The organism is Streptomyces qaidamensis (genome assembly GCF_001611795.1).
Lineage (GTDB): Bacteria > Actinomycetota > Actinomycetes > Streptomycetales > Streptomycetaceae > Streptomyces > Streptomyces qaidamensis.
This window is the reverse complement of record NZ_CP015098.1, coordinates 1697326-1723334: the sequence shown is the minus strand read 5'-3', so window position 1 is coordinate 1723334 and position 26009 is coordinate 1697326. Positions and strand designations below refer to the sequence as shown.

The 26009-nt window shown below is 70.4% G+C and carries 27 protein-coding genes; 21 read left to right on the top strand and 6 right to left on the bottom strand.

The genetic code is table 11. The features are described from left to right. Nucleotides 1-90: 90 nt before the first annotated feature. Entirely contained in the window at nt 91-936 is an 846-nt protein-coding gene (locus A4E84_RS07415) for a peptidylprolyl isomerase (RefSeq protein ID WP_062925776.1), read from the bottom strand. A 167-nt stretch (nt 937-1103) separates the two neighbouring features. Here A4E84_RS07415 and A4E84_RS07410 point away from each other — a divergent pair, with 167 nt between their 5' ends. Continuing rightward, on the top strand, nt 1104-1811 hold the full coding sequence (locus tag A4E84_RS07410; RefSeq protein ID WP_062925775.1) for an MBL fold metallo-hydrolase: 708 nt from the start codon (nt 1104-1106) through the stop codon (nt 1809-1811). A gap of 11 nt (nt 1812-1822) precedes the next feature. After that, complete coding sequence (gene hisS, locus A4E84_RS07405) at nt 1823-3085, top strand: histidine--tRNA ligase (protein WP_033309649.1); 1263 nt, start codon at nt 1823-1825, stop codon at nt 3083-3085. 36 nt (nt 3086-3121) lie between these two features. Here the strand turns inward: hisS and A4E84_RS07400 are convergent, their stop codons facing one another. The 4 genes from A4E84_RS07400 to A4E84_RS07385 are packed head-to-tail and all read right to left on the bottom strand — an operon-like array spanning nt 3122 to nt 6643. After that, the gene (locus tag A4E84_RS07400; protein WP_062931352.1) at nt 3122-3748 is read right to left on the bottom strand and encodes a response regulator; all 627 of its coding nucleotides are present in this window, start codon (nt 3746-3748) and stop codon (nt 3122-3124) included. After that, the gene (locus A4E84_RS07395) at nt 3745-4932 is read right to left on the bottom strand and encodes a sensor histidine kinase (protein WP_062925774.1); all 1188 of its coding nucleotides are present in this window, start codon (nt 4930-4932) and stop codon (nt 3745-3747) included. The genes A4E84_RS07400 and A4E84_RS07395 overlap by 4 nt, the downstream gene beginning before the upstream one ends. Then, nucleotides 4929-5774: an ABC transporter permease gene (locus tag A4E84_RS07390; protein ID WP_062925773.1), complete on the bottom strand. Its 846-nt coding sequence runs from the start codon at nt 5772-5774 to the stop codon at nt 4929-4931. Before A4E84_RS07390 ends, A4E84_RS07395 begins: the two co-directional genes overlap by 4 nt. Next, a complete protein-coding gene (locus A4E84_RS07385; protein WP_062925772.1) occupies nt 5771-6643 on the bottom strand; it encodes an ABC transporter ATP-binding protein in 873 nt (290 codons plus the stop codon). The genes A4E84_RS07390 and A4E84_RS07385 overlap by 4 nt, the downstream gene beginning before the upstream one ends. 142 nt (nt 6644-6785) lie before the next feature. Here A4E84_RS07385 and A4E84_RS07380 point away from each other — a divergent pair, with 142 nt between their 5' ends. The 17 genes from A4E84_RS07380 (at nt 6786) to nusB (ending at nt 23410) form a co-directional block, all read left to right on the top strand. Further along, on the top strand, nt 6786-7442 hold the full coding sequence (locus tag A4E84_RS07380; RefSeq protein ID WP_062925771.1) for a vitamin K epoxide reductase family protein: 657 nt from the start codon (nt 6786-6788) through the stop codon (nt 7440-7442). 56 nt (nt 7443-7498) lie between these two features. After that, nucleotides 7499-8851, top strand: a complete 1353-nt coding sequence (locus A4E84_RS07375; protein WP_062925770.1) for a replication-associated recombination protein A — start codon at nt 7499-7501, stop codon at nt 8849-8851. A 304-nt stretch (nt 8852-9155) separates the two neighbouring features. Beyond that, nucleotides 9156-9770 carry a 30S ribosomal protein S4 gene (rpsD, locus tag A4E84_RS07370; protein ID WP_062925769.1) on the top strand — a complete coding sequence of 205 codons (615 nt, stop codon included), beginning with the start codon at nt 9156-9158 and terminating at the stop codon, nt 9768-9770. A gap of 174 nt (nt 9771-9944) precedes the next feature. After that, nucleotides 9945-10385 carry a DUF948 domain-containing protein gene (locus A4E84_RS07365; RefSeq protein WP_079128891.1) on the top strand — a complete coding sequence of 147 codons (441 nt, stop codon included), beginning with the start codon at nt 9945-9947 and terminating at the stop codon, nt 10383-10385. Nucleotides 10386-10394: 9 nt separating this feature from the next. Then, nucleotides 10395-10748, top strand: a complete 354-nt coding sequence (locus A4E84_RS07360) for a hypothetical protein (protein ID WP_062925767.1) — start codon at nt 10395-10397, stop codon at nt 10746-10748. Further along, nucleotides 10748-13420, top strand: coding sequence for an alanine--tRNA ligase (alaS, locus tag A4E84_RS07355; protein ID WP_062925766.1), 2673 nt, complete (start codon nt 10748-10750; stop codon nt 13418-13420). Before A4E84_RS07360 ends, alaS begins: the two co-directional genes overlap by 1 nt. A gap of 18 nt (nt 13421-13438) precedes the next feature. Further along, nucleotides 13439-13903, top strand: coding sequence for a Holliday junction resolvase RuvX (gene ruvX / locus A4E84_RS07350; RefSeq protein WP_033309656.1), 465 nt, complete (start codon nt 13439-13441; stop codon nt 13901-13903). A 121-nt stretch (nt 13904-14024) separates the two neighbouring features. Continuing rightward, a complete protein-coding gene (mltG, locus tag A4E84_RS07345; protein WP_062925765.1) occupies nt 14025-15800 on the top strand; it encodes an endolytic transglycosylase MltG in 1776 nt (591 codons plus the stop codon). Further along, complete coding sequence (locus tag A4E84_RS07340) at nt 15781-16620, top strand: shikimate dehydrogenase (RefSeq protein WP_062925764.1); 840 nt, start codon at nt 15781-15783, stop codon at nt 16618-16620. Before mltG ends, A4E84_RS07340 begins: the two co-directional genes overlap by 20 nt. A gap of 51 nt (nt 16621-16671) precedes the next feature. Next, on the top strand, nt 16672-17037 hold the full coding sequence (locus tag A4E84_RS07335) for a hypothetical protein (protein ID WP_062925763.1): 366 nt from the start codon (nt 16672-16674) through the stop codon (nt 17035-17037). Between the two features lie 141 nt (nt 17038-17178). Continuing rightward, the gene (aroC, locus tag A4E84_RS07330; protein ID WP_062925762.1) at nt 17179-18363 is read left to right on the top strand and encodes a chorismate synthase; all 1185 of its coding nucleotides are present in this window, start codon (nt 17179-17181) and stop codon (nt 18361-18363) included. Continuing rightward, nucleotides 18360-18875 (top strand): shikimate kinase, encoded by a 516-nt coding sequence (locus A4E84_RS07325; protein ID WP_062925761.1) that lies wholly within the window; start codon nt 18360-18362, stop codon nt 18873-18875. Before aroC ends, A4E84_RS07325 begins: the two co-directional genes overlap by 4 nt. Further along, a complete protein-coding gene (gene aroB / locus A4E84_RS07320) occupies nt 18872-19963 on the top strand; it encodes a 3-dehydroquinate synthase (RefSeq protein ID WP_062925760.1) in 1092 nt (363 codons plus the stop codon). The genes A4E84_RS07325 and aroB overlap by 4 nt, the downstream gene beginning before the upstream one ends. A gap of 164 nt (nt 19964-20127) precedes the next feature. Next, nucleotides 20128-20985 (top strand): Pro-rich N-terminal domain-containing protein, encoded by an 858-nt coding sequence (locus A4E84_RS07315; RefSeq protein WP_079128890.1) that lies wholly within the window; start codon nt 20128-20130, stop codon nt 20983-20985. A 252-nt stretch (nt 20986-21237) separates the two neighbouring features. Then, a complete protein-coding gene (locus A4E84_RS07310; protein ID WP_062925758.1) occupies nt 21238-22353 on the top strand; it encodes an aminopeptidase P family protein in 1116 nt (371 codons plus the stop codon). A 53-nt stretch (nt 22354-22406) separates the two neighbouring features. Continuing rightward, the gene (efp, locus tag A4E84_RS07305; RefSeq protein WP_031138970.1) at nt 22407-22973 is read left to right on the top strand and encodes an elongation factor P; all 567 of its coding nucleotides are present in this window, start codon (nt 22407-22409) and stop codon (nt 22971-22973) included. Nucleotides 22974-22975: 2 nt separating this feature from the next. Next, the gene (gene nusB / locus A4E84_RS07300; protein WP_031138968.1) at nt 22976-23410 is read left to right on the top strand and encodes a transcription antitermination factor NusB; all 435 of its coding nucleotides are present in this window, start codon (nt 22976-22978) and stop codon (nt 23408-23410) included. 181 nt (nt 23411-23591) lie between these two features. Here nusB and bldD read toward each other — a convergent pair whose 3' ends face one another. Then, nucleotides 23592-24095 (bottom strand): transcriptional regulator BldD, encoded by a 504-nt coding sequence (gene bldD / locus A4E84_RS07295; protein WP_018570201.1) that lies wholly within the window; start codon nt 24093-24095, stop codon nt 23592-23594. 266 nt (nt 24096-24361) lie between these two features. On the opposite strand from bldD, the gene pyrR reads away from it, so the two are divergent. Continuing rightward, entirely contained in the window at nt 24362-24928 is a 567-nt protein-coding gene (gene pyrR / locus A4E84_RS07290) for a bifunctional pyr operon transcriptional regulator/uracil phosphoribosyltransferase PyrR (protein WP_062925757.1), read from the top strand. A 102-nt stretch (nt 24929-25030) separates the two neighbouring features. Then, nucleotides 25031-26008: an aspartate carbamoyltransferase catalytic subunit gene (locus tag A4E84_RS07285; RefSeq protein ID WP_062925756.1), complete on the top strand. Its 978-nt coding sequence runs from the start codon at nt 25031-25033 to the stop codon at nt 26006-26008. Nucleotide 26009 lies beyond the last annotated feature (1 nt).

Here is a 26009-nt window from a genome sequence, read left to right as displayed (position 1 = left end):
GCATCGTCCACAGTTTCGTCACGGCCAACATAGGCGACCGGCGGGGGGCCTGTCCGCATCCCGCGCGACCGAAATTTCGCAGTTGAGGGGTCAGGATTTCGTGATCGTGGCCTTGTTGATCACGACCGTCGCGTTGGGCGCCGTATTGCCCGTCTGCGGGTCAGGGGCCTGCGCTCCGGCGGCGGCGATTTTCTTCAGGACCTTCATGCCCGCCTCGGACACCGTACCGAACGGTGTGTAGTCGGGCGGCAGCTGACTGTCCTGGTAGACGAGGAAGAACTGGCTTCCGCCGCTGTCGCGGCCCTGCTTCGTCTGCCCGTTGTACTGGTTCGCCATCGCGACCGTGCCCGCCGGGTACATCCCGCCCTTGAGGCTCTTGTCCTTAAGGTTCTCGTCGGGGATGGTGTAGCCCGGTCCGCCCATGCCGGTGCCCTTCGGGTCGCCGCACTGCAGGACGTAGATGCCCTGGTCGGTGAGCCGGTGGCACTTGCTGTGGTCCAGGTAGCCCTTGCCGAGAAGGAAGTTGAACGAGTTGACGGTGTGCGGCGCCGCCGACGCCTTCAAATCGACGTCTATCTCACCGCAGGTGGTGTCCAGCTTCATCGTGTACTTCGCCGACTCGTCGATGGTCATCGCCGGTTCCTTCTTCCAGGTCTCCGACTTGACCTTGCCCGGAGCCGGCTTCTCGCACGGGTCCGGGGCCTTGCTCGGTGTGGCGCTCGGGGTGACCTCCGCGTTCGCGTTGTCCGTCTTGCCGTCGTCCTCGAACGGCTTGGTCAGGAAGACCGTCACCGAGAGCACCACGATCACGCCGAGAGTCGAGGCGATCACGGAGTTGCGGATACGGGCCTTGCGTCGCGCGTCAGTGCGTCGCTGCTGCTGCCGCAAGAACTTCTCCCGGGCGAGCTGACGCCGCCGCTGTTCCTGGGTGACCACCGGGTTCTCTCCTCATGGGTCTCGAACGTCGACCGGTACGCGTGCGTCCTGTGTGCCGACCGCCTGCGTGTGCCCCGTACCGTATATGGGTTCGCTGAGGAATCGGCAGCGCCGGTAGGCTCTGTGAGCAGCCGTAGCCGCCCGTATCGACACAACGAAGGACGATCGTGCTCATTGCCGGGTTCCCCGCCGGGGCCTGGGGGACGAACTGCTACCTCGTCGCCCCCGCCGCCGGTGAGGAGTGCGTGATCATCGACCCCGGCCATCAGGCCGCCGACGGCGTCGCGGAAGCGGTCAGGAAGCATCGGCTCAAGCCCGTCGCCGTCGTCCTCACCCACGGCCACATCGACCACGTGGCCTCGGTCGTCCCGGTGTGCGGCGCGCACGACGTGCCGGCCTGGATCCACCCCGACGACCGGTACATGATGAACGACCCCGAGAAGGGGATCGGCCGGTCCATCGGGATGCCGCTGCTGGGCGAGCTGACCGTGGGGGAGCCCGATGACGTCAAGGAGCTGGCCGACGGGGCGAAGCTGGAGCTGGCGGGCCTGGAGCTGTCCGTCGCGCACGCACCCGGCCATACCAAGGGGTCGGTGACCTTCGGCATGCCCGAGGCGGCGGACATCCCGCCGATCCTCTTCTCGGGCGACCTGCTGTTCGCCGGCTCCATCGGACGCACCGACCTGCCCGGCGGTGACATGGCCGAGATGCTCGACTCGCTGGCCCGCGTGTGCCTGCCGCTCGACGACTCGACCGTGGTGCTGTCCGGCCACGGCCCCCAGACGACCATCGGCCAGGAGCGCTCCACCAACCCGTATCTGCGGCAGGTGGCCGCCGGCCAGGGACCCGCTCGGGCTCCCCGACGAGGAATGTGACGAGACCTTCCGTGAGCACCTTCAAGGCCCCCAAGGGCACGTACGACCTGATTCCGCCGGACAGCGCCAAGTACCTCGCCGTCCGTGAGGCGATCGCCGCTCCGCTGCGCAACTCCGGCTACGGCTACATCGAGACACCCGGCTTCGAGAACGTCGAACTCTTCGCGCGCGGGGTCGGTGAGTCCACCGACATCGTGACCAAGGAGATGTACGCCTTCGAGACCAAGGGCGGCGACAAGCTCGCGCTGCGTCCCGAGGGCACGGCCTCCGTCCTGCGCGCCGCGCTGGAGGCCAACCTGCACAAGGCCGGCAACCTCCCGGTCAAGCTCTGGTACTCCGGCTCGTACTACCGCTACGAGCGCCCCCAGAAGGGCCGCTACCGCCACTTCTCCCAGGTCGGTGCCGAGGCGATCGGCGCGGAGGACCCGGCGCTCGACGCCGAGCTGCTCATCCTGGCCGACCAGGCGTACCGCTCGCTGGGCCTGAGCAACTTCCGGATCCTGCTCAACAGCCTCGGCGACCAGGAGTGCCGCCCCGTCTACCGGTCGGCGCTGCAGGAGTTCCTGCGTGGCCTCGACCTGGACGAGGACACCCTGCGCCGCGCCGAGATCAACCCGCTGCGCGTCCTGGACGACAAGCGCGAGTCGGTCCAGAAGCAGCTCGGGGACGCGCCGCTGCTGCGTGACTACCTGTGCGACGCGTGCAAGGCGTACCACGAGGAGGTCCGCGAGCTCATCACGGCGGCGGGCGTCACCTTCGAGGACGACCCGAAGCTGGTCCGCGGCCTGGACTACTACACCCGCACGACCTTCGAGTTCGTCCACGACGGCCTCGGCTCGCAGTCCGCGGTGGGCGGCGGCGGCCGCTACGACGGCCTCTCCGAGATGATCGGCGGCCCCGCGCTGCCGTCCGTCGGCTGGGCCCTCGGTGTCGACCGCACGGTCCTCGCCCTGGAGGCGGAGGGCGTCGAGCTCGAACTGCCCGCCACCACCAGCGTGTTCGCCGTCCCGCTCGGCGAGGAGGCCCGCCGCGTCCTGTTCGCCAAGGTCACCGAACTGCGCAAGAACGGCATCGCGGCCGACTTCTCCTACGGTGGCAAGGGCCTCAAGGGCGCGATGAAGAACGCCAACCGCAGCGGTGCCCGCTACACGGTCGTCGCCGGCGAACGCGACCTCGCCGAGGGCGTCGTCCAGCTCAAGGACATGGAGTCGGGCGAGCAGACGGCGGTCGGCGTGAACGAGATCGTGGCGGAGCTGGAAGCACGGCTCGGCTGAGACACCCGGGGAAGGCGCCGGGGCACGGCGCCTTCCTCACTCCTCCAGGTGCCCGAACCGCATCGCGTTCGTCACGGCCGCCGTCCGGTCGGTCACCCCCAACTTGCCGAAGACGCGCAGCAGATACGTCTTCACGGTCGACTCCCCGATGAACAACTGCCGCCCGATCTCCGCGTTCGTGCACCCCTCGGCGACCAGCCGCAGCACGGCCGTCTCGCGTTCCGACAGGCGTGGCCGCTCCGGCTTCGTCCGCAGCCGGTCGACCAGCCGGGCCGCCACGGACGGGGCCAGCACCGTCTCGCCGCGTGCGGCGGCCCGCACGGCCTCCGCCAGCTCCGCCCGCGGCAGGTCCTTCAGGAGGTAACCCGCGGCCCCGGCCTCCACGGCCCGCAGAATGTCCCGGTCCGTCTCGTAGGTCGTCAGCACGACCACCCGGCACTCCAGCCCGGCCCGCGCCATCCGCTCGATGGCGTCCACGCCGCCGCCGTCCGGCATCCGCAGATCCATCAGCACGATGTCGGGCCGCAACCGCGCCGCCAGCGCCTCCGCCTGCGGCCCGCTGGAGGCGTCGGCGACGACCTCCAGGTCGGACTCCGCACTGAGCATCGCCCGCAGCCCCTCCCGTACGACGGGATGGTCGTCGGCCAGGATGATCCGGATCACGATGTCCGCCTCCACAGGACCGGCAGCCTGACGGTCACGACCGTGCCGTCGCCCGGGGCGCTGCGCACCTCGGTGGTGCCGCCCACTTCGGCGGCCCGGGCCCGCAGTCCCGCGAGACCGTACCCGCCGCAGGCGGCGAGGGGATCGAAGCCGCGGCCGTCGTCCCGTACCGACACCGTCAGCGCGTCGTCGGCGTACGCCAGTGACACGCCGACCGCCGCCGAACTCCCGGCGTGCTTACGGGCGTTGGCCAGCGCCTCCTGGCAGGCCCGCAGCGCGACCACCTCCGGGCCCGCGGGCAGCGTGCGCACCGGGCCGGTCACCTCCAGCGCCGCGTCATGGCGCGCGGCGAGCCGCCCCAGCGCGTCCGGCAGGGACGCGCCGTCCAGGTCGGCGGGCGCACCCCCGGCGACCAGGGCCCGGGCCTCGGCGAGGTTCTGCCGGGCCGTCTCGTCCATCAGCCGCAGATGGCGCCGTGCCTCGGGCACGTCGTGCTCCAGCTCCGCCTCGACCGCCTGGATCAGCATCACCACACTGGTGAACCCCTGCGCCAGCGTGTCGTGGATCTCCCGGGCCAGCCGCTCCCGCTCGGCCAGCGCCCCATGGGCCTCGGACAGCCGGCCCACCTCATGCCGGCTCGCGTCCAGCTCCGCGATCAACTCCGCCCGCTCCTGACTCTGCTCGATGATCCGGATGATCCAGCTGCCGACGGCCACCGAGAACGCCAGGGTGACCACCGAGAACAGCACGTCGAACGCCACCTCCCGGACACCGGGCCACCACAGCAGCGCCCAGCCCGCCACCGGCACGAGGTTCATCACGGCCACCGCCACCAGCGCCGACCGCATCCGCAGCGTCATGAAGCACTGCGGGATCAGCGCGAACGTCAGCACCCGCGTCTCACCGGCGAGCACCGCCGAGGGCAGGAACAGCGCCAGAGCCGCCGCAAGATAGCCGATCGCCTGCCGCTGGTCGGGCGGATCGCCCCGGATCAGACGCCGCCCGGCCACCACGTACAGCGGGACGAGCGGGACGAGCAGCGCCGCCGCGACCGCGCGCAGCGGCCACCCCGGCTGCTCCGTGGCCAGCACGTAAGCCACCGTCGCCACCCAGATCAGCGCGAAGTACCTGTCCCAGAGCCGGAACGAGCGCTCCCAGTGATAGGCACTCGCGGCATCGCTCATCCCGTGCGCCGGTCCTTCCAGCGGAACGTCAGCAGACACAGCGCCAATCCTCCGACGCACCACGCGGCCAGCACCAGGGCCACGCGCCCCGACTCCCAGCTCCCCGCCTGCTCCAGCACCTGCGCCGACTCCGGCAGGAACACCCCGCGCAGCCCCTGGCACATCCACTTCAGCGGGAACAGCGCCCCCACGGTCAGCATCCAGTCCGGGATGGTGCCGATGGCGATGTACACCCCGGAGACGAACTGCAGCACCAGGAAGGGCAGGACGACCACCGAGCCGGCGCTGTTCGCGGAGTCCGGGACCGAGCTGATCGCGATGCCGAGCAGGGCACAGGCCGTGATGCCCAGGACGAAGATCCACATGAGGTCGAACCAGCGGCCCGCGTCCGAGGGCAGGTCCACGCCGTAACAGGTCGTGCCGACGAGGAGGAGGATCGCCGTCTCCAGGACACCGGTGAAGAGAACCAGCCAGATCTTCCCGAGGAAGTACGCCGTCGGCGGCATCGGCGTGCCCCGCAGCCGGCGCAGCACCTTGTCCTGCCGCTCGATCGCGATCGAGATGCCGAGCGCCTGGAAGCTCGTCGACATGATCCCGGCGGCCATCATCGCCGGCACGTACAGCTGCGAGGCGGTGATGCCCGCGCCCTCCACGTCGTCCCGGAAGATCGACGCGAACAGGAACAACAGGACGACGGGGAAGGCGAACGTGAACACCACCTGATCGCGCTGCCGGAAGAACTGCCTGATCTCCAGGCCGCCCCGCCGCAGCCCGAGCCCCCACGCACCGGGCAGCCGTCCGGCACCCACCGCGCCGCGCTCCCGAACGACGGTCGTGCTCATCGCTCCTCCTCCTCGGCCTGTCCGGTCAGCCGGAGGTAGACGTCCTCCAGCGTGGGCCGGGTCACCGTCAGCCCGGGGATCTCGCCGCCGAGGCGTCGCATGAGCCCCGCGACGGTCCGCGTCGGTGTGCCGGTGCGCTCCGCGCGCGGGGTGCCGTCCGGCTCGGTCCAAGCGACGGTGGCCTCGGTGCCGTACCGCTCCCGCAGCGCTCCGGGCTCGCCCTCGGCGACGATCCGGCCCCGGGCGACGACGGCCAGCCGGTGCACCAGGGCCTCCGCCTCCTCCAGGTAGTGCGTGGTCAGCACGATGGTCGTGCCGTCGTCGGCCAGGGCGCGGATCAGCGACCAGAATTGTCGTCGGGCCGCCGGGTCGAACCCGGTGGTCGGCTCGTCCAGGAGCAGCAGGTCGGGACCTCCGATGACGCCGAGCGCCACGTCCAGACGCCTGCGCTGGCCGCCCGACAGCGCCTTGATCCGGCTGTCCGCCTTCGCCTCCAGACCGGTCAGGGCGATGACCTCCTCCGGGTCCCGCGGCCGGGGGTAGTAGCGGGCGAAGTGCCGCACGGTCTCCCGGACCGTCAACTCGGCGGGCGCCGATTCGTCCTGCCAGACGATCCCGACCCGCGACCGCCACGCGCGCGTGCCGGTCGCCGGGTCCGACCCGAGGACGGACACCTCGCCGGCGTCCCGGTCCCGGTTGCCCTGGAGGATCTCCACCGTGGTGCTCTTGCCCGCGCCGTTGGGTCCGAGCAGGCCGAACACCTCGCCCCGGCGGATGCCGAGATCGATGCCGTCCACGGCCGTCACGCCCCCGTAGCGCTTGCGCAGTCCCCGTACGTGCACGGCGAGTTCGTACCCCTGTGCTGTCATGCGACGAGCGTCGGCCGGAACGCAACCCTCAGGGACGACCGGGCGGCCATCCTTATGTCCACTGAACGGTGGACACGGGCACCGGTGCGGCACAATGGCCCTGCCCGAAGATGTTCAGGTCTCAAGTGACGGAATCGGCGTGATGAGCAAGACGACAGTCAGGGACGCCTCCACGGAGTCCGAGCCGGAGCGCGCCGAGATCGCGCCCCGCGCGGAGGGCGGCAGCCGGGCCCTGGCCCTGCTGCTGGTGATCACCGGCGCGGCCGGACTGCTCGCCGCGTGGGTCATCACGATCGACAAGTTCAAGGTCCTCGAAGCCAAGGTCGCGGGCACGACGTTCACGCCCGGCTGCAGTCTCAACCCCGTTGTCTCCTGCGGCAGCGTCATGGAGAGCAAGCAGGCCGCGGTCTTCGGCTTCCCGAACCCGATGCTCGGCCTCGTCGCCTACGCCATCGTCATCGGCGTCGGCATGAGCCTGCTCGCCCGCGCCCGCTTCCCGCGCTGGTACTGGCTCACCTTCAACGCCGGCTGCCTCTTCGGCGTGAGCTTCTGCGCCTGGCTGATGTTCCAGTCCCTGTACCGGATCAACGCGCTCTGCCTGTGGTGCAGCCTGGCCTGGGTCGCCACGATCCTGATGTTCTGGTACGTGACGTCGTTCAACATCCGCAAGGGCTTCCTGCCCGCCCCGAGCTGGCTCAAGAACTTCTTCGACGAGTTCACGTGGGTCATGCCCGTGCTGCACATCGGCATCATCGGCATGCTGATCCTGACCCGCTGGTGGGACTTCTGGCTCAGCTGAGCCCCCGGTTGCGGGGCCCGGCCGGATTGTCAGTGCCGTGATTTAGGGTTTCTGACGTGGAGCCCGACCTGTTCACCGCCGCAGCCGAAGAACGCCAGGAGAAGGAGCTGTCCAGCAGCCCCCTGGCGGTGCGGATGCGCCCGCGCACCCTCGACGAGGTCGTGGGCCAGCAGCATCTGCTGAAGCCGGGCTCGCCCCTGCGCAGACTGGTCGGGGAGGCCTCCGGCCCGGCCGGCCCCTCCTCGGTCCTCCTCTGGGGCCCGCCCGGCACCGGCAAGACCACCCTGGCCTACGTCGTGTCCAAGGCGACCGACGCCCGCTTCGTGGAGCTGTCCGCGATCACCGCGGGTGTCAAGGAGGTCCGCGCGGTCATCGACGGCGCCCGCCGCGCCTCCGGCGGGTACGGCAAGGAGACCGTCCTCTTCCTCGACGAGATCCACCGCTTCAGCAAGGCCCAGCAGGACTCCCTGCTCCCGGCCGTCGAGAACCGCTGGGTGACGCTCATCGCGGCGACGACGGAGAACCCCTACTTCTCGGTCATCTTGCCCCTGCTGTCCCGCTCGCTGCTGCTCACCCTCGAACCGCTCACGGACGAGGACATCAGGAGCCTCATCCGGCGCGCCCTCACCGACGAGCGCGGCCTGGGGGGCGCCGTCACCCTCCCCGAGGAGACCGAGAGCCACCTCCTGCGCATCGCCGGCGGCGACGCCCGCCGCGCCCTGACCGCCCTGGAAGCGGCCGCCGGAGCCGCCCTCGACAAGGGCGAGGCGGAGATCGGCCTGACCACCCTGGAGGAGACGGTCGACCGGGCCGCCGTGAAGTACGACCGGGACGGCGACCAGCACTACGACGTGGCCAGCGCCCTGATCAAATCCATCCGCGGCTCCGACGTCGACGCGGCCCTGCACTACCTGGCCCGGATGATCGAGGCCGGCGAGGACCCCCGCTTCATCGCCCGGCGCCTGATGATCTCCGCCAGCGAGGACATCGGCCTGGCCGATCCGACCGCACTGCAGACGGCGGTCGCCGCCGCCCAGGCCGTCGCCATGATCGGCTTCCCCGAGGCCGCCCTCACCCTCAGCCACGCCACGATCGCCCTCGCCCTGGCACCCAAGTCCAACGCCGCGACCACCGCGATCGGCGCCGCCCTGGAGGACGTCCGCAGAGGCCTGGCCGGGCCCGTCCCCGCGCACCTGCGCGACAGCCACTACAAGGGCGCGACCAAGCTCGGCCACGGCCAGGGCTACGTCTACCCTCACGACCTGCCCGAGGGCATCGCGGCCCAGCAGTACGCCCCCGACGAACTGAAGGACCGCGAGTACTACGCGCCGACCCGGCACGGCGCGGAGGCCCGCTACGCGGACGCGGTGGAGTGGACCCGGAAGAACCTCGGTCGAAAGCGGTCCTGAGCACCCTGTAAACTCGTCCGGAGTGCCGCGTCCCGTGCAGTCAGAACGGGACAGTCGGCCGGAGCCCGGTCCCCGGGCCGGCTCCAGGAGCGTCGCGCACCGTCGAACGGTGTCGCGGGCAGCCCACCACCATCCGTCGCACGACGGAACCGGTCGGTGGGCCACTCGCGTGCTGCACGTATGTGCCCAGACCAGGGGAGCGGCTGCCCACCGGGGTCCACCAGGACCGAGGAGGGTTTCCCCGGCTGCGGATGCGACCTCCCTCAACCCTGACAAGCCGGAAACCAGGAAAGAGAAAAAGACAGTGGCGAACCAGTCCCGCCCCAAGGTCAAGAAGTCGCGTGCCCTCGGCATCGCGCTGACCCCGAAGGCCGTCAAGTACTTCGAGGCCCGCCCCTACCCGCCGGGTGAGCACGGCCGTGGCCGCAAGCAGAACTCGGACTACAAGGTCCGTCTGCTCGAGAAGCAGCGTCTGCGCGCGCAGTACGACGTGTCCGAGCGTCAGCTCGTCCGCGCCTACGAGCGTGCCTCCAAGGTCCAGGGCAAGACCGGTGAGGCCCTGATCATCGAGCTGGAGCGCCGTCTCGACGCCCTGGTTCTGCGTTCGGGCATCGCCCGCACGATCTACCAGGCCCGCCAGATGGTCGTCCACGGCCACATCGCGGTCAACGGCAAGAAGGTCGACAAGCCCTCCTTCCGTGTCCGTCCGGACGACGTCGTGCAGGTCCGCGAGCGCTCCAAGGAGAAGACCCTCTTCACGATCGCCCGTGAGGGTGGCTTCGCCCCCGACGGTGAGATCCCGCGCTACCTCCAGGTGAACCTCAAGTCCCTGGCGTTCCGCCTGGACCGCGAGCCGAACCGCAAGGAGATCCCGGTGATCTGCGACGAGCAGCTCGTCGTCGAGTACTACGCCCGCTGATCCTCGGCAGGCACGCGGTATTCAGCCCGCCGCCTCCCCACCTGTCCGGTGGGCGAGGCGGCGGGCTTTCGCGATTCCCCTGCTCCCGCGCGGGAAACCGGTACGGAGCGCAACCTCCGGCGCGATAGGCTCGTCGCACGACTTTTTGATGTTCAGGCACGTTTCAGGGAGCGGGTGCACACAGTGTCCGGTGGAGAGGTTGCCGGGATCCTGGTGGCCGTCTTCTGGGCGATCCTGGTCTCCTTCCTCGCCGTCGCGCTGGCGAGGGTGGCCCAGACGCTCAAGGCGACCACCAAGCTCGTGGCGGATGTGACCGACCAGGCCGTCCCGCTGCTGGCCGACGCCTCCGCGGCGGTGCGCTCCGCGCAGACGCAGATCGACCGGGTCGACTCGATCGCCTCCGACGTCCAGGAGGTCACGTCGAACGCCTCGGCGCTGTCGACCACCGTGGCCTCCACCTTCGGCGGCCCCCTGGTCAAGGTCGCGGCCTTCGGCTACGGCGTACGCCGGGCCCTCGGCGGCCGCAAGGAGGACGTGCCCGCCAAGGCGTCCAGGCGTACCGTGATCGTGGGCCGCACGGTCACCCGGCGCAGCGCCCGAGGGAAGAGGGACTGAGAGCCAGCGATGTTCCGCCGCACCTTCTGGTTCACCACGGGCGTCGCCGCCGGTGTGTGGGCCACCACCAAGGTCAATCGCAAGCTGAAGCAGCTGACCCCCGAGAGCCTCGCCAGAACCGCCGGCAACAAGGCGATCGAGGCCGGTCACCGCATCAAGGACCGCGCGGTCGGCTTCGCGCTCGACGTCCGGGACAACATGGCCGCGCGGGAGGCCGAACTGGGCGACGCCCTCGGGATCAACGAGAATCCCGAGCTGCCCGGGCCCCGGCGGTTCGCCGCCATCGAGAACCGCAACAACCCCAAGTACGTCGAGGGTTCGGCGTACCAGACGTACCCGTACAACCGGAATGAGGACCACTGATGGAGTCGGCTGAGATTCGTCGCCGCTGGTTGAGCTTCTTCGAGGAGCGCGGTCACACCGTCGTCCCTTCGGCGTCGCTCATCGCGGACGACCCGACTCTGCTCCTCGTCCCGGCCGGCATGGTGCCCTTCAAGCCCTACTTCCTGGGTGAGGTCAAGCCGCCCTTCGACCGCGCCACCAGCGTGCAGAAGTGCGTGCGCACGCCGGACATCGAAGAGGTCGGCAAGACCACCCGGCACGGCACGTTCTTCCAGATGTGCGGCAACTTCTCCTTCGGCGACTACTTCAAGGAAGGCGCCATCAAGCTCGCCTGGGAGCTGCTCACCAGCGCCCAGGACAAGGGCGGTTACGGCCTCGACCCCGAGCGCCTGTGGATCACCGTCTACAAGGACGACGACGAGGCCGAGCGCATCTGGCACGACGTCGTCGGTGTGCCGAAGGAGCGCATCCAGCGCCTCGGCATGAAGGACAACTACTGGTCGATGGGCGTCCCCGGCCCCTGCGGGCCCTGCTCCGAGATCAACTACGACCGTGGCCCGGAGTTCGGTGCCGAGGGCGGTCCCGCCGTCAACGACGAGCGGTACGTGGAGATCTGGAACCTCGTCTTCATGCAGTACGAGCGGGGTGAGGGCATCGGCAAGGACAACTTCGAGATCCTCGGCGACCTGCCCAGCAAGAACATCGACACCGGCCTCGGTCTCGAACGCCTCGCCATGATTCTGCAGGGCGTGCAGAACATGTACGAGATCGACACCTCGATGGCCGTCATCAACAAGGCCACCGAGCTGACCGGCGTCCGCTACGGCGACGCCCACGGCTCGGACGTCTCCCTGCGCGTGGTCACCGACCACATGCGCACCTCCGTGATGCTCATCGGAGACGGCGTCACCCCCGGCAACGAGGGCCGCGGCTACGTGCTGCGCCGCATCATGCGCCGCGCCATCCGCAACATGCGCCTGCTCGGTGCCACCGGTCCGGTCGTGAAGGACCTGATCGACACCGTGATCGAGATGATGGGCCAGCAGTACCCCGAGCTCATCACCGACCGCGAGCGCATCGAGAAGGTCGCCCTCGCCGAGGAGAACGCCTTCCTCAAGACGCTGAAGGCCGGCACCAACATCCTCGACACGGCCGTCACCGACACCAAGGCCTCCGGCGGCACCGTCCTGCCCGGCGACAAGGCCTTCCTGCTCCACGACACCTGGGGCTTCCCGATCGACCTCACCCTGGAGATGGCCGCCGAGCAGGGCCTCTCCGTGGACGAGGACGGCTTCCGCCGCCTGATGAAGGAGCAGCGGGAGCGCGCCAAGGCCGACGCCCAGGCCAAGAAGACCGGGCACGCCGGTGCCGGCGCCTACCGCGAGATCGCCGACCAGGCCGGTGCCACGGACTTCATCGGCTACACCGACACCGAGAGCGAGTCGACGATCGTCGGCATCCTCGTCGACGGCGCCTCCTCCCCGGCCGCCACCGAGGGCGACGAGGTCGAGATCGTCCTCGACCGCACCCCGTTCTACGCCGAGGGCGGCGGCCAGATCGGCGACACCGGCAAGATCAAGGTCGACTCCGGTGCCGTCATCGAGATCCGCGACTGCCAGAAGCCGGTCCCGGGCGTGTACGTCCACAAGGGCGTCGTCCAGGTCGGCGAGGTCACCGTCGGCGCCAAGGCCCACGCCTCGATCGACGACCGCCGCCGCAAAGCCATCGCCCGTGCCCACTCGGCCACCCACCTGACCCACCAGGCCCTGCGCGACGCCCTCGGCCCGACGGCCGCCCAGGCCGGTTCCGAGAACCAGCCCGGCCGCTTCCGCTTCGACTTCGGTTCCCCGTCCGCCGTCCCGACGGCCGTGATGACCGACGTCGAGCAGAAGATCAACGAGGTGCTCGCCCGCGACCTGGACGTCCGTGCCGACGTCATGGGCATCGACGAGGCCAAGAAGCAGGGCGCCATCGCCGAGTTCGGCGAGAAGTACGGCGAGCGCGTGCGCGTCGTGACCATCGGCGACTTCTCCAAGGAGCTGTGCGGCGGCACGCACGTGCACAACACCGCCCAGCTCGGCCTGGTGAAGCTGCTCGGCGAGTCCTCCATCGGCTCCGGTGTGCGCCGCATCGAGGCCCTGGTCGGCGTGGACGCCTACAACTTCCTCGCCCGGGAGCACACGGTCGTCGCCCAGCTCCAGGAGCTGATCAAGGGCCGCCCGGAGGAGCTCCCGGAGAAGGTCTCCGCCATGCTCGGCAAGCTGAAGGATGCCGAGAAGGAGATCGAGAAGTTCCGCGCCGAGAAGGTCCTCCAGGCCGCCGGCGGTCTCGCCGAGTCCGCCAAGGACATCCGTGGCATCGCTGTCGTGACGGGCCAGGTCCCGGACGGCACCACAGCCGACGACCTGCGCAAGCTCGTCCTCGACGTGCGCGGGCGGATCCAGGGCGGACGGGCCGCCGTCGTCGCCCTCTTCACCGTGGCGAACGGCAAGCCGCTGACGGTCATCGCCACCAACGAGGCCGCTCGCGAGCGTGGCCTGAAGGCCGGCGACCTGGTCCGCACGGCTGCCAAGACCCTCGGCGGCGGCGGTGGCGGCAAGCCGGACGTCGCCCAGGGCGGCGGCCAGAACCCGGCCGCCATCGGTGACGCCGTGGACGCCGTGGAGCGCCTGGTCACCGAGACCGCCAAGTAAGAGACGGGTCGGAAAAGCATGCGCAGAGGACGTCGACTCGCGATCGACGTCGGGGACGCCCGCATCGGGGTCGCCTCGTGCGACCCCGACGGGATCCTCGCCACCCCGGTGGAGACGGTCCCGGGGCGTGACATCCCCGCAGCCCAGCGACGGTTGAAGCAACTCGTCGAGGAGTACGAGCCCCTGGAGGTCGTGGTCGGCCTCCCGCGCTCCCTCAAGGGGGGCGAGGGCCCGGCCGCGGTCAAGGTCCGGGGCTTCACCCAGGAACTGGCCCGCATGATCTCCCCGATTCCGGTGAGACTCGTCGACGAACGCATGACGACGGTGACGGCCAGTCAGGGACTGCGCGCCTCGGGCGTGAAATCCAAGAAGGGCCGGTCCGTCATCGACCAGGCAGCGGCGGTCGTCATCCTGCAACAGGCCCTCGAATCCGAACGGGTGTCAGGTAAAGCACCCGGCGAAGGCGTCGAAGTGGTCATCTGATCGCGATACGGTAACGTTCCGCGCGATGCGACGGCATTCGAACAGCCGCCGCACAGCAAGAGGCGGGACGGGAGCCGAGCCGGAAGCCGCGCGACCGCCGCCTCGCGGCTCTAGGGGATCGATGACTGAGTATGGCCGGGGCCCAGGCTCCGAACCGTGGCATCCGGAGGACCCGTTGTACGGGGACGGCGGATGGGGCGGACAGCAGGCCCATCAGGGTCAGCAGTCCCCCTACGGCGGCCAGCCGCAGCACTATCCAGAGCAGCCGCAGCAGCCGCAGTACGGCGACTGGGGCACCGGCGACCAGGCCGGATACGGCCAGGCGCAGCAGCAGTACCCGTACGACCAGCAGTACGCGGCGCAGGCCCACGGGCATCAGCAGTACCCCGGCCAGCAGGACCCCGGACACCAGCAGTCCCAGGGCTACCACCAGCAGCAGGACGGACATCAGCAGGCCCAGGGCTACCACCCGCAGCAGTACGACAACAGCGGCTGGGTCAACGACCCCCACCAGCAGGTCTCGTACCCCGGCGACCCGGGGGATCCGTACGGGCAGCAGCAGGCCGGTTCGTACGGCGGGGGCCAGCAGGACTACTACGGCACGCCTGACGCGTATCCACCCCCGGAGCCGCCCGGCCGGCGGGGGGTCGAGCCCGCTCAGGAGCCCGCACAGGAACCGGCGACCGACTGGGATCCCGGCCCCGACCAGGGCGAACACGCCTTCTTCGCGGGCGGTGACGACGATGACGACGGCGACGAGCCGGGGGAGCGCCGCGGGCGCGAGGACAAGCGCGGGCGCGGCGGCGGCAAACCGAAGAAGCGCCGCAACGGCATGGCCTGCCTGCTGGTCGTCGCGATCCTCGGCGGCGGCCTGGTCGGCGTCAGCTACTTCGGCTACCAGTTCTACCAGGATCGTTTCGGCGACGCCCCGGACTACGCGGGTGGGGGCAACGGGCAGCAGGTGACGGTCGAGATCCCCGAGGGAGCACTCGGGTACAAGATCGGTCAGGTGCTGAAGAGCGCGGGGGTCGTCAAGAGTGTCGACGCGTTCGTCGCGGCCCAGCAGAGCAACCCCGAGGGCAAGAGCATCCAGGACGGCGTGTACACGCTGCAGAAGCAAATGTCGGCCGAAAGTGCGGTCGAACTGATGCTCAGTCCGAAGAGCCGCGACAACCTGATCATCGCGGAAGGCAAGCGCAACGCCGACATCTACCGGCTCATCGACAAGCGGCTGGGCGTCAAGGGGGGCACTACCGCCAAGGTCGCCGAGAAGGACTACAAGAAGCTGGGCCTGCCCGCCTGGGCGCTGAACCATCCGGATGTCAAGGATCCGCTCGAAGGATTCCTCTACCCGTCCAGCTATGGCGTGTCCAAGGGGCAGAAGCCCGAGGCCGTGCTCAAGCAAATGGTGGCTCGGGCCGCCGCGACGTACAAGAAGGCCGGCGTCGAGAAGAAGGCCGAGAGCCTCGGACTCGAGAACCCGTGGCAGCTGATCACGGTCGCGAGCCTCGTCCAGGCCGAAGGCAAGACGCACGACGACTTCCGGAAGATGGCCGAGGTGGTCTACAACCGCCTCAAGCCCACCAACACGGAGACCAACCAACTGCTCCAGTTCGACTCGTCCTTCAACTACCTGAAGAACGAGAGCAACATTCACATCAGCGAGTCCGAGATCAACAGCAACAAGGACCCGTACAACACGTACACCAACAAGGGCCTGCCGCCCGGTCCGATCGACAACCCCGGGGACGTCGCGTTGCAGGCGGCCCTGAACCCCACGAAGGACGGCTGGATCTACTTCGTGGCGACCGACGGCGTGAGCAAGACCGAGTTCGCCAAGACTCATGCGCAGTTCCTGAAGTTGAAGGACAAGTTCGATGCCAGCTCGGGCAACTGACGCCCGCCGCGCCGGAGTGCTCGGCAGCCCCATCGCACACTCCCTCTCCCCGGTCCTGCACCGCACCGCCTACCAGGAGTTGGGTCTGGAGGGCTGGACGTACGACCGGTTCGAGGTCGACGAGGCCGGGCTGCCCGCGTTCTTCGAGACGCTCGGCGCAGAGTGGGCCGGGCTCTCGCTGACCATGCCGCTGAAGCGGGCCGTGATCCCGCTGCTCGACGAGATCAGCGAGACCGCCGCCTCGGTCGACGCGGTCAACACCGTCGTCCGCACCGAGGACGGACGCCGGATCGGGGACAACACCGATATCCCCGGCATGGTCGCCGCCCTGCGCGAGCACGGCATCGACGAGGTCGACTCCGCCGCCGTCCTCGGCGCCGGCGCCACCGCCTCCTCCGCGCTGGCCGCGCTGTCCCGGATCTGCCCGGGTGAGATCGCCGTGTACGTGCGCAGCGAGGCCCGGGCCGCCGAGATGCGGCAGTGGGCCGAGCGGCTCGACGTCTCCGTCCGCATCGCCGACTGGGCCGACGCCGAGCAGGCCCTGCGCGCCCCGCTGGTGATCAGCACCACGCCGGCCGGCGTCACCGACGCCCTCGCCCGGTCCGTGCCGGAGCGCCCGGCGGCCCTCTTCGACGTCCTGTACGACCCCTGGCCGACCGACCTCGCCGCGCGCTGGTCGGCGTACGGCGGTGCCGTCGTCAGCGGTCTCGACCTGCTGGTGCACCAGGCCGTGCTTCAGGTCGAGCAGATGACGGGGCTGGCCCCGGCGCCCCTGGACGCCATGCGAAAAGCGGGCGAGCGGGCACTGGCCGACCGATAGGATCCGCTCTCGGTTCCGCAGGGGGCGGAACAGGGGAGGGGAACGTCCGTCATGTCCGCAGGCCTGTCCCAGGCATCAGTCAAGTCCCAGATATTCGAGTCCCTGCTCGGATTCCTGCCCGACTGGGTGCAGATCACGGTGCTTGCCCTGATCGTGCTCGCCGTCGTGGCGTCCTGGGGCGTCAAGATCAAGCGCAAGATCGCCCGCCGGCGTGCCGTCCGCACCGGGCAGCCGGTCCACGCGGCGGCCCAGTACGGGCAGGGGCGCGGTGCGGACTACCTGGGCCAGTACGCCCCGCAGCAGACGCAGCCCCCGCAGCAGGCCCAGCCCGCGCAGCAGCCGAGCGGCGCCGACTTCCTCGGAGCGTACGCGCCGCAGCGTCAGGCCGAGGGTCCGTCCGCGAACGCGTCCGCTTGATGGACCGGCCGCCGGGCGAACGGCCCCGGCGTGGGAGGATCGGAGATGGTGGACCGGGCCGCGCACCCGGTCACGCCGTCGCCGTACGCGACGAGGCGCGTACGCAGGGCAGTACCAGAGCGCGAGCACTGAGGAGCACCGTTGAGCAGGTTGCGCTGGCTGACCGCGGGGGAGTCCCACGGTCCCGCACTCGTCGCGACGCTGGAGGGCCTTCCCGCCGGCGTGCCGATCACCACGGACATGGTGGCGGACCATCTCGCGAGGCGGCGCCTGGGCTATGGACGCGGTGCCCGGATGAAGTTCGAGCGGGACGAGGTCACCTTCCTCGGCGGCGTCCGGCACGGCCTCACCCTCGGCTCGCCGGTCGCGGTCATGGTCGGCAACACCGAATGGCCGAAGTGGGAACAGGTCATGGCGGCCGACCCGGTCGACCCGGAGATCCTCGATGGGCTCGCCCGCAACGCCCCGCTGACCCGGCCGCGCCCCGGCCACGCCGACCTCGCGGGCATGCAGAAGTACGGCTTCGACGAGGCCCGGCCGATCCTGGAGCGCGCCTCCGCACGTGAGACCGCGGCTCGCGTGGCGCTGGGCGCGGTCGCCCGGTCGTACCTCAAGGAGACGACCGGCGTCGAGATCGTCAGCCACGTCGTGGAGCTGGCCGCCGCCAAGGCGCCGCGCGGTGTCTACCCGACCCCGGCCGACGTCGAGAAGCTGGACGCGGACCCCGTGCGCTGCCTGGACGCCGACGCGTCGAAGGCGATGGTCGCCGAGATCGACCAGGCCCACAAGGACGGCGACACCCTCGGCGGCGTGGTCGAGATCCTGGCCTACGGCGTGCCCGTCGGCCTCGGTTCGCACGTGCACTGGGACCGCAAGCTGGACGCCCGGCTCGCCGGTGCGCTCATGGGCATCCAGGCGATCAAGGGCGTCGAGATCGGCGACGGCTTCGAGCTCGCGCGGGTGCCCGGCTCCAAGGCGCACGACGAGATCGTGAAGACCGACGACGGCATCCGGCGCACCACCGGCCGCTCCGGCGGCACCGAGGGCGGTCTGACCACCGGTGAGCTGCTGCGCGTCCGCGCCGCGATGAAGCCGATCGCCACCGTGCCGCGCGCCCTGCAGACCGTGGACGTCACCACCGGTGAGGCCGCGCAGGCCCACCACCAGCGCTCCGACGTCTCCGCGGTCCCGGCCGCCGGCATCGTCGCCGAGGCCATGGTGGCCCTGGTGCTCGCGGACGCGGTGGCGGAGAAGTTCGGCGGCGACTCGGTGACCGAGACCCGCCGCAACGTGACGTCGTACCTCGACAACCTCGCCATCCGATGAGCGGCCCGCTGGTCGTCCTGGTCGGCCCGATGGGGGTCGGCAAGTCCACCGTCGGGCAACTGCTGGCCGAGCGGCTCGGCGTCTCCTACCGGGACACCGACGACGACATCGTCGCCGCGCGGGGCCGGACCATCGCCGAAATCTTCGTCGACGAGGGCGAGTCCGCCTTCCGCGCGATCGAGAAGCAGGCGGTGCACCGGGCGCTCGCCGAGCACGACGGCATCCTGGCCCTGGGCGGCGGCGCGATCCTCGACGCCGGCACGCGTGCCCTGCTCGCCGGGCAGCGGGTGGCGTACCTGTCGATGGACGTCGAGGAGGCGGTCAAGCGCACCGGCCTGGGCGTGGCCCGGCCCCTGCTCGCGGTCAACCCGCGCAAGCAGTGGCGCGAGCTGATGGAGGCCCGCCGCCACCTGTACGAAGAGGTCGCCACGGCCGTCGTCGCCACCGATGGCCGCACGCCCGAAGAGGTCACCGAAGCGGCCCTGGACGCACTGGAGTTGAAGGAAGCATGAGCGAGGCAGTCACGCGGATCCAGGTCGGGGGCACCGCGGGGACCGACCCGTACGAGGTCCTCGTGGGCCGGCAGCTGCTGGGTGAACTCGGCGGGCTGATCGGCGAGAAGGCCCAGCGGGTCGCGATCGTCCACCCCGAGGCGCTGGCCGAGACCGGTGACGCGCTGCGCGCCGACCTGGCCGAGCAGGGCTACGAAGTGGTCGCCGTGCAGGTGCCCAACGCGGAGGAGGCCAAGACCGCCGAGGTCGCCGCCTACTGCTGGAAGGCGCTGGGCCAGTCCGGCTTCACGCGCACGGACGTCATCGTCGGCGTCGGCGGCGGCGCGACCACGGACCTCGCCGGGTTCGTGGCCGCCACCTGGCTGCGCGGAGTGCGCTGGATCGCCATCCCGACCACCGTGCTCGCCATGGTGGACGCGGCCGTCGGCGGCAAGACCGGTATCAACACCGCCGAGGGCAAGAACCTGGTGGGCGCCTTCCACCCGCCCGCCGGTGTCCTGTGCGACCTGGCCGCGCTGGACTCCCTCCCGGTCAACGACTACGTCTCCGGGCTCGCCGAGGTCATCAAGGCCGGTTTCATCGCCGACCCGGTCATCCTGGACCTCATCGAGTCCGACACCGAGGCCGCCCGCACCCCGGCCGGTCCGCACACCGCCGAGCTCATCGAGCGCTCCATCCGGGTCAAGGCCGACGTCGTGTCGTCCGACCTGAAGGAGTCGGGCCTGCGCGAGATCCTCAACTACGGTCACACGCTCGGCCACGCCATCGAGAAGAACGAGCGCTACAAGTGGCGCCACGGTGCGGCGGTCTCGGTCGGCATGCACTTCGCCGCCGAACTGGGCCGCCTGGCAGGCCGGCTGGACGACGCCACGGCCGACCGCCACCGCACGATCCTCGAAGCGGTCGGGCTGCCCCTGCACTACCGGTACGACCAGTGGCCCAAGCTGCTGGAGACCATGAAGGTCGACAAGAAGTCCCGCGGCAACCTGCTGCGCTTCATCGTCCTCGACGGCCTGGCCAAGCCCACCGTCCTGGAGGGACCCGACCCGGCCGTGCTGCTCGCCGCGTACGGCGAAGTGGGGCAGTAAGTCCTCGGTCGTTCCTTCCGCCCGAAATCACCTTACGGAGCCGGGCACTTCGGGCCGCCCCCGGCCGTTCACACATCGACGACCGGGGGCGGTACCGTTCGGTAGCAAGCGGGTTCCGCCCCGCTGTCAGCGCCCATCGCCTGTACGAGACGGAGTGGCACCGGATGCAGCACGCAGTGGGTTCTCCGCTGCCGCCGCCCCACCAGCCGGGGCACGGACCGGCCACCGGCTGGTCGCCGGCCGCACAACACCCGGTTCCGCCGAACGCGGGCGCGCACCAGGGCCCCGTGCCCGTGCCCCCGCCGCCCCCGGCACCGGGATATCCGGCGCCCCCGCCCGGACCGGGACCGGCCGCGACGTCCGTCCCGCCGACGCCGGAGACCACCGGGCACGTGCCGCTGCCGCCCGGCGGCCCGGTCGCCATGCCGATGGCCCCGCCCGCCGCGACCGTCCCCGACCCCGCCGGTACGACCCTCGCGGTGCTGCTCATCGGGCCCGCGGGCGCGGGCAAGACCAGCGTCGCCAAGTACTGGGCGGACCACCGCCGGGTTCCCACGGCCCACATCAGCCTCGACGACGTGCGCGAATGGGTCCGCTCCGGCTTCGCCGACCCGCAGTCCGGGTGGAACGACAACTCCGAGGCGCAGTACCGCCTGGCCCGCCGCACGTGTGGCTTCGCCGCGCGGAACTTCCTGGCCAACGGCATCTCGTGCATCCTCGACGACGCGGTCTTCCCCGACCGTCCGGTCGTCGGCCTCGGCGGCTGGAAGCGCCACGTCGGGCCGGGCCTGCTGCCGGTCGTCCTCCTGCCGGGCCTGGAGATCGTCCTGGAGCGCAACGCCGAGCGCTCCGGCAACCGCCGCCTCACCGACGACGAGGTGGCCCGCATCCACGGCCGCATGGCGGGCTGGTACGGCTCGGGCCTGCCGATCATCGACAACTCCCAGCTCGACATCCCGCAGACGGCCCAGGTCCTGAACGACGTCCTGTCCCGCTCCATCGCCAGCCCGCCCCAGTGGTGAGCGCCCCTCAGGGGCGCGGGTAACTGCGCGACAAGCCCCACACAGCCCCGGACGGCAGACGACCCCGCGCGGCACGACGCCTCCCGGACAGCGCCCCCACTCACCCGGACACATCCGCCACCGCCCACTCAGACGCCCCCGCGCGGCACGACGCCTCCCGGACAGCGCCCCCACCCACCCGGACACATCCGCCACCGCCCACTCAGACGCCCCCAACCGGCGCCAACCCGGCGGAGCTCATACGCTCGGGTCATGTCAGAGGTGTACGCGGCCCGCCGGACGCGTCTGAGGGATTACTGCAACGCGGGCGGCAGCGCGGCGGCGCTGGTCTCCCGCCCCGCCAACGTGCGCTATCTCGCGGGCGCCGCCCCGCACGGCGCCGTTCTGCTCCTGGGCAGGACCGAGGAGCAGGACCTCCTCGTCCGTGCCGGACCCACGGCCGACCGCCCCACGCAGGAGCGCCCCGACGAGGCCCTGCGCGTACAGACCCTGCCCGGAGTCGGCGGCGGTGACCCGGCCGTCGCGGCCGCGGGTCTCGCCGCGGGTCAGGGCGCGGACTCCCTCGCGGTGGAGGAGCACCACCTCACGGTGGCCCGGCACAGAGCCCTCGGCTCGGTCGCCCCCCGGCTGCGTCTCACCGGCCTCGGCAGCGCCGTCGAGCAGCTCAGGGTCGTCAAGGACGAGGAGGAGATCTCCTGTCTGCGCATCGGCGCCGAGATCGCCGACCAGGCCCTCGGCGAGCTCCTGGAGTCGATCCTCGTGGGCCGCACCGAGCGCCACCTCGCCCTGGAACTGGAGCGACGGCTCGTGGATCACGGGGCGGACGGGCCGGCCTTCCCGACGTCGGTGGCCACCGGGCCGAACGCCGGCCGCCCCGGCCACCGGCCCACCGACCGCCGGGTGGAGGAGGGCGACTTCCTCTCCGTGTGCCTCGGTGCCGCGTACCGCGGCTACCGCTGCGAGATCGGCCGCACCTTCGTCATCGGCACCGCTCCCGCGGACTGGCAGATCGAGCTGTACGAGCTGGTCTTCGCAGCCCAGCGGGCCGGGCGTGAGAGCCTGGTACCCGGCGCCGCATGCCGGGACGTCGACCGCGCCGCACGCCAGGTCCTGGACTCCGCGGGGTACACGGAGGGCCTCACGGCCCTGACCGGACACGGCGTGGGGCTCGAAATCGACGAGGACCCTCAATTGAGCCCCGCGGCCATGGGTAAACTGGACGCTTGCGTGCCGGTCACCGTCGAACCGGGGGTTCACCTCCCGGGCCGGGGCGGCGTCCGGATCGATGACACGCTCGTCGTCCGCCCCGAGGCGGACGGCGGACCCGAGCTACTCACCATCACGACCAAGGAGCTGCTCGCCCTGTAGCCAGGCAGGCGCGTGCCCCGGGGTCGTACGTCAGTCCAGGAGATTCCGCAACCGTGGCTTCCACGAACGACCTCAAGAACGGCATGGTGCTCAAGCTCGAAGGCGGCCAGCTCTGGTCCGTCGTCGAGTTCCAGCACGTCAAGCCCGGCAAGGGCCCGGCCTTCGTGCGCACCAAGCTCAAGAACGTGCTCTCCGGCAAGGTCGTCGACAAGACCTTCAACGCCGGCGTCAAGGTCGAAACGGCCACCGTCGACAAGCGCGACATGCAGTTCTCCTACATGGACGGCGAGTACTTCGTCTTCATGGACATGGAGACCTACGACCAGCTGCACGTCGACCGCAAGGCCGTCGGCGACGCCGCGAACTTCCTGATCGAAGGCTTCACCGCCACCGTCGCGCAGCACGAGGGCGAGGTGCTCTTCGTCGAGCTGCCGGCCGCCGTCGAGCTCGTCATCCAGGAGACCGAGCCGGGCGTCCAGGGCGACCGCTCCACGGGCGGCACCAAGCCCGCCATCCTGGAGACCGGCCACCAGATCAACGTGCCGCTCTTCATCACCACCGGTGAGAAGATCAAGGTCGACACCCGCACCAGCGACTACCTCGGCCGGGTGAACAGCTAACCGTGGCTGCTCGCAACACGGCCCGTAAGCGCGCCTTCCAGATCCTCTTCGAGGGGGACCAGCGCGGCGCCGAGGTGCTGACCGTCCTCGCGGACTGGGTCCGGCTGTCCCGGGCGGACACCCGGCAGCCGCCGGTCAGCGAGTACACGATGGAGCTGGTCGAGGGCTACGCGGAGCACGCGAAGCGCATCGACGAGCTGATCGCGCAGTACTCCGTCGGCTGGACGCTGGACCGGATGCCCGTCGTCGACCGCAACATCCTGCGGCTCGGCGCCTATGAGCTGATCTGGGTCGATGCGACGCCGGACGCCGTCGTCCTCGACGAGATGGTGCAGCTGGCGAAGGAGTTCTCCACGGACGAGTCCCCCTCGTTCGTGAACGGCCTGCTCGGCCGGCTGAAGGAACTCAAGCCCTCGCTCCGCCGCGACGAGGTCTGACAGACCACATGCCGGAGGGCCCGCAGCGTGACCGCTGCGGGCCCTCCGGCGTTCCCGCGCCTTCCGAGGCCGTCCCGTACGGCCGAGCGCGCCGAGGCCCTCAGAACGCCGCCGGGGTGGCCGAGAACCATACGGTTTCGGCCACCCCGGCGGCACGTTTCTGCTGGGCCCGCGGAGCGGGTCAGGCCTCCTCGTGGGACGCCACAGCGCGACGCGCGTCCGCGTCCAGGACACCCCAGCTGATCAGCTGTTCCGTGAGGACGGACGGCGACTGGTCGTAGATGACGGCGAGGGTGCGCAGGTCGTCCTGGCGGATCGACAGCACCTTGCCGTTGTAGTCACCGCGCTGCGACTGGATCGTGGCCGCGTAGCGCTGAAGAGGGCCCGCCTTCTCGGCCGGCACCGTGGCCAGCCGCTCCAGGTCCAGGACCAGCTTCGGCGGCGGCTCGGCGGCCCCGCCCGGAGTCGTGCCCGGAAGCAGCTCCTGCACCGGAACGCCGTAGAAATCCGCCAGCTCGGCAAGGCGCTGCACGGTCACGGCACGGTCGCCGCGCTCGTACGAACCGACCACGACCGCCTTCCAGCGTCCCTGGGACTTCTCCTCGACACCGTGGAGGGAAAGGCCCTGCTGGGTGCGGATCGCCCGGAGCTTGGCCCCGAGCTGTTTGGCGTATTCGCTGGACATATAGCTCCCCGGCACTGTGTCGACGCGTCTGGCGTGGGTGCCAGGCCGCGCGGCTGGTAACTCACTGTGAGGTTACGCAGCGTTACTCTGCCGCGTCAAGCCGAATGGTCCGCACCGACTCTTCCGTGATATCGGCGCTCCGTTAGGCCAAGTAGGTGATCCGAGGGGGCCATCGGAGCGACAACGGGGACCTGCTACCGTGTATGGCGCAATCCCGACGTCCTTTAAGGTCCGTCCCGTGAGGCGGAGAAGGAGGTCCGTTTCGTATGGACACGCACGACACGCAGTCCGATGCCCGGCCCGTTCTCGAAGGGCCCGACATCGCGCGGGTGCTGACCCGCATCGCCCACGAGATCGTCGAACGCGCCAAGGGCGCCGACGACGTGGTGCTCCTCGGCATTCCGACCCGGGGCGTCTTCCTCGCCCGGCGGATCGCGGACAAGCTGGAGCAGATCACCGAGCGCAAGGTTCCCTGCGGCTCGCTCGACATCACCATGTACCGCGACGACCTGCGCATGCACCCGCCGCGCGCGCTCGCCCGCACCGAGATCCCCGGTGACGGTCTCGACGGCAAGCTCGTCGTCCTCGTCGACGACGTGCTCTTCTCCGGCCGCACCATCCGCGCCGCCCTCGACGCGCTCAACGACCTCGGGCGCCCGCGCGCGGTGCAGCTCGCCGTCCTCGTCGACCGCGGACACCGCGAACTGCCCATCCGCGCCGACTACGTCGGCAAGAACCTCCCCACGTCGTTGCGGGAGACGGTCAAGGTCCAGCTCGCCGAGGAGGACGGTCGCGACACCGTGCTGCTCGGTGCCAAGCCGACCCCCCGGTAGCGCTCCCGGCGTACGCCGCCGTCGTACGCCGGCTCAGTGCGCGCCTCCGCGCGCCCGTCTGCCCCGAACCTCCCGAATGAACTGCCTTACGGAGCCTGACAGATGCAGCGTCATCTCATCTCGGCCGCCGACCTCACCCGCGACGACGCCGTCCTGATCCTCGACACCGCCGAGGAGATGGCCCGGGTCGCCGACCGGCCGATCAAGAAGCTGCCGACCCTGCGCGGCCGCACGATCGTCAACCTCTTCTTCGAGGACTCCACCCGGACCCGGATCTCCTTCGAGGCCGCCGAGAAGCGGCTGTCCGCGGACGTCATCAACTTCTCCGCCAAGGGCTCCAGCGTCTCCAAGGGCGAGTCCCTGAAGGACACCGCCCAGACCCTGGAGGCCATGGGTGTCGACGCCGTCGTCATCCGGCACGGCGCCTCCGGAGCCCCCTACCGCCTCGCCAACTCCGGCTGGATCGACGCGGCCGTCGTCAACGCCGGCGACGGCACCCACCAGCACCCCACGCAGGCGCTGCTCGACGCCTTCACCATGCGCCGCCGCCTGATCGGCCCGGACGCCGGACTCGGCCAGGACCTCGAAGGCAAGCGCATCACACTCGTCGGCGACGTCCTGCACAGCCGCGTCGCCCGCTCCAACGTCGACCTGCTGCACACCCTGGGCGCCGAGGTCACCCTCGTCGCGCCGCCCACGCTGGTGCCGGTCGGTGTCGGGAACTGGCCCTGCGAGGTGTCGTACGACCTCGACAGCACGCTGCCCAAGTCCGACGCGGTCATGATGCTGCGGGTCCAGCGCGAGCGGATGAACGCCGCGTTCTTCCCGACCGAGCGTGAGTACTCCCGGCGCTACGGCCTCGACGGCGAACGTATGGCGCGGATGCCCGAGCACGCCATCGTGATGCACCCCGGCCCCATGGTCCGCGGCATGGAGATCACCGCGGAGGTCGCCGACTCCGACCGCTGCACCGTCGTCGAGCAGGTCGCAAACGGAGTGTCCATCCGGATGGCCGTCCTGTACCTGCTGCTCGGGGGCAACGAGCCCGCCGTCACCCACCCCCGTACCGAGGAGAAGTAAG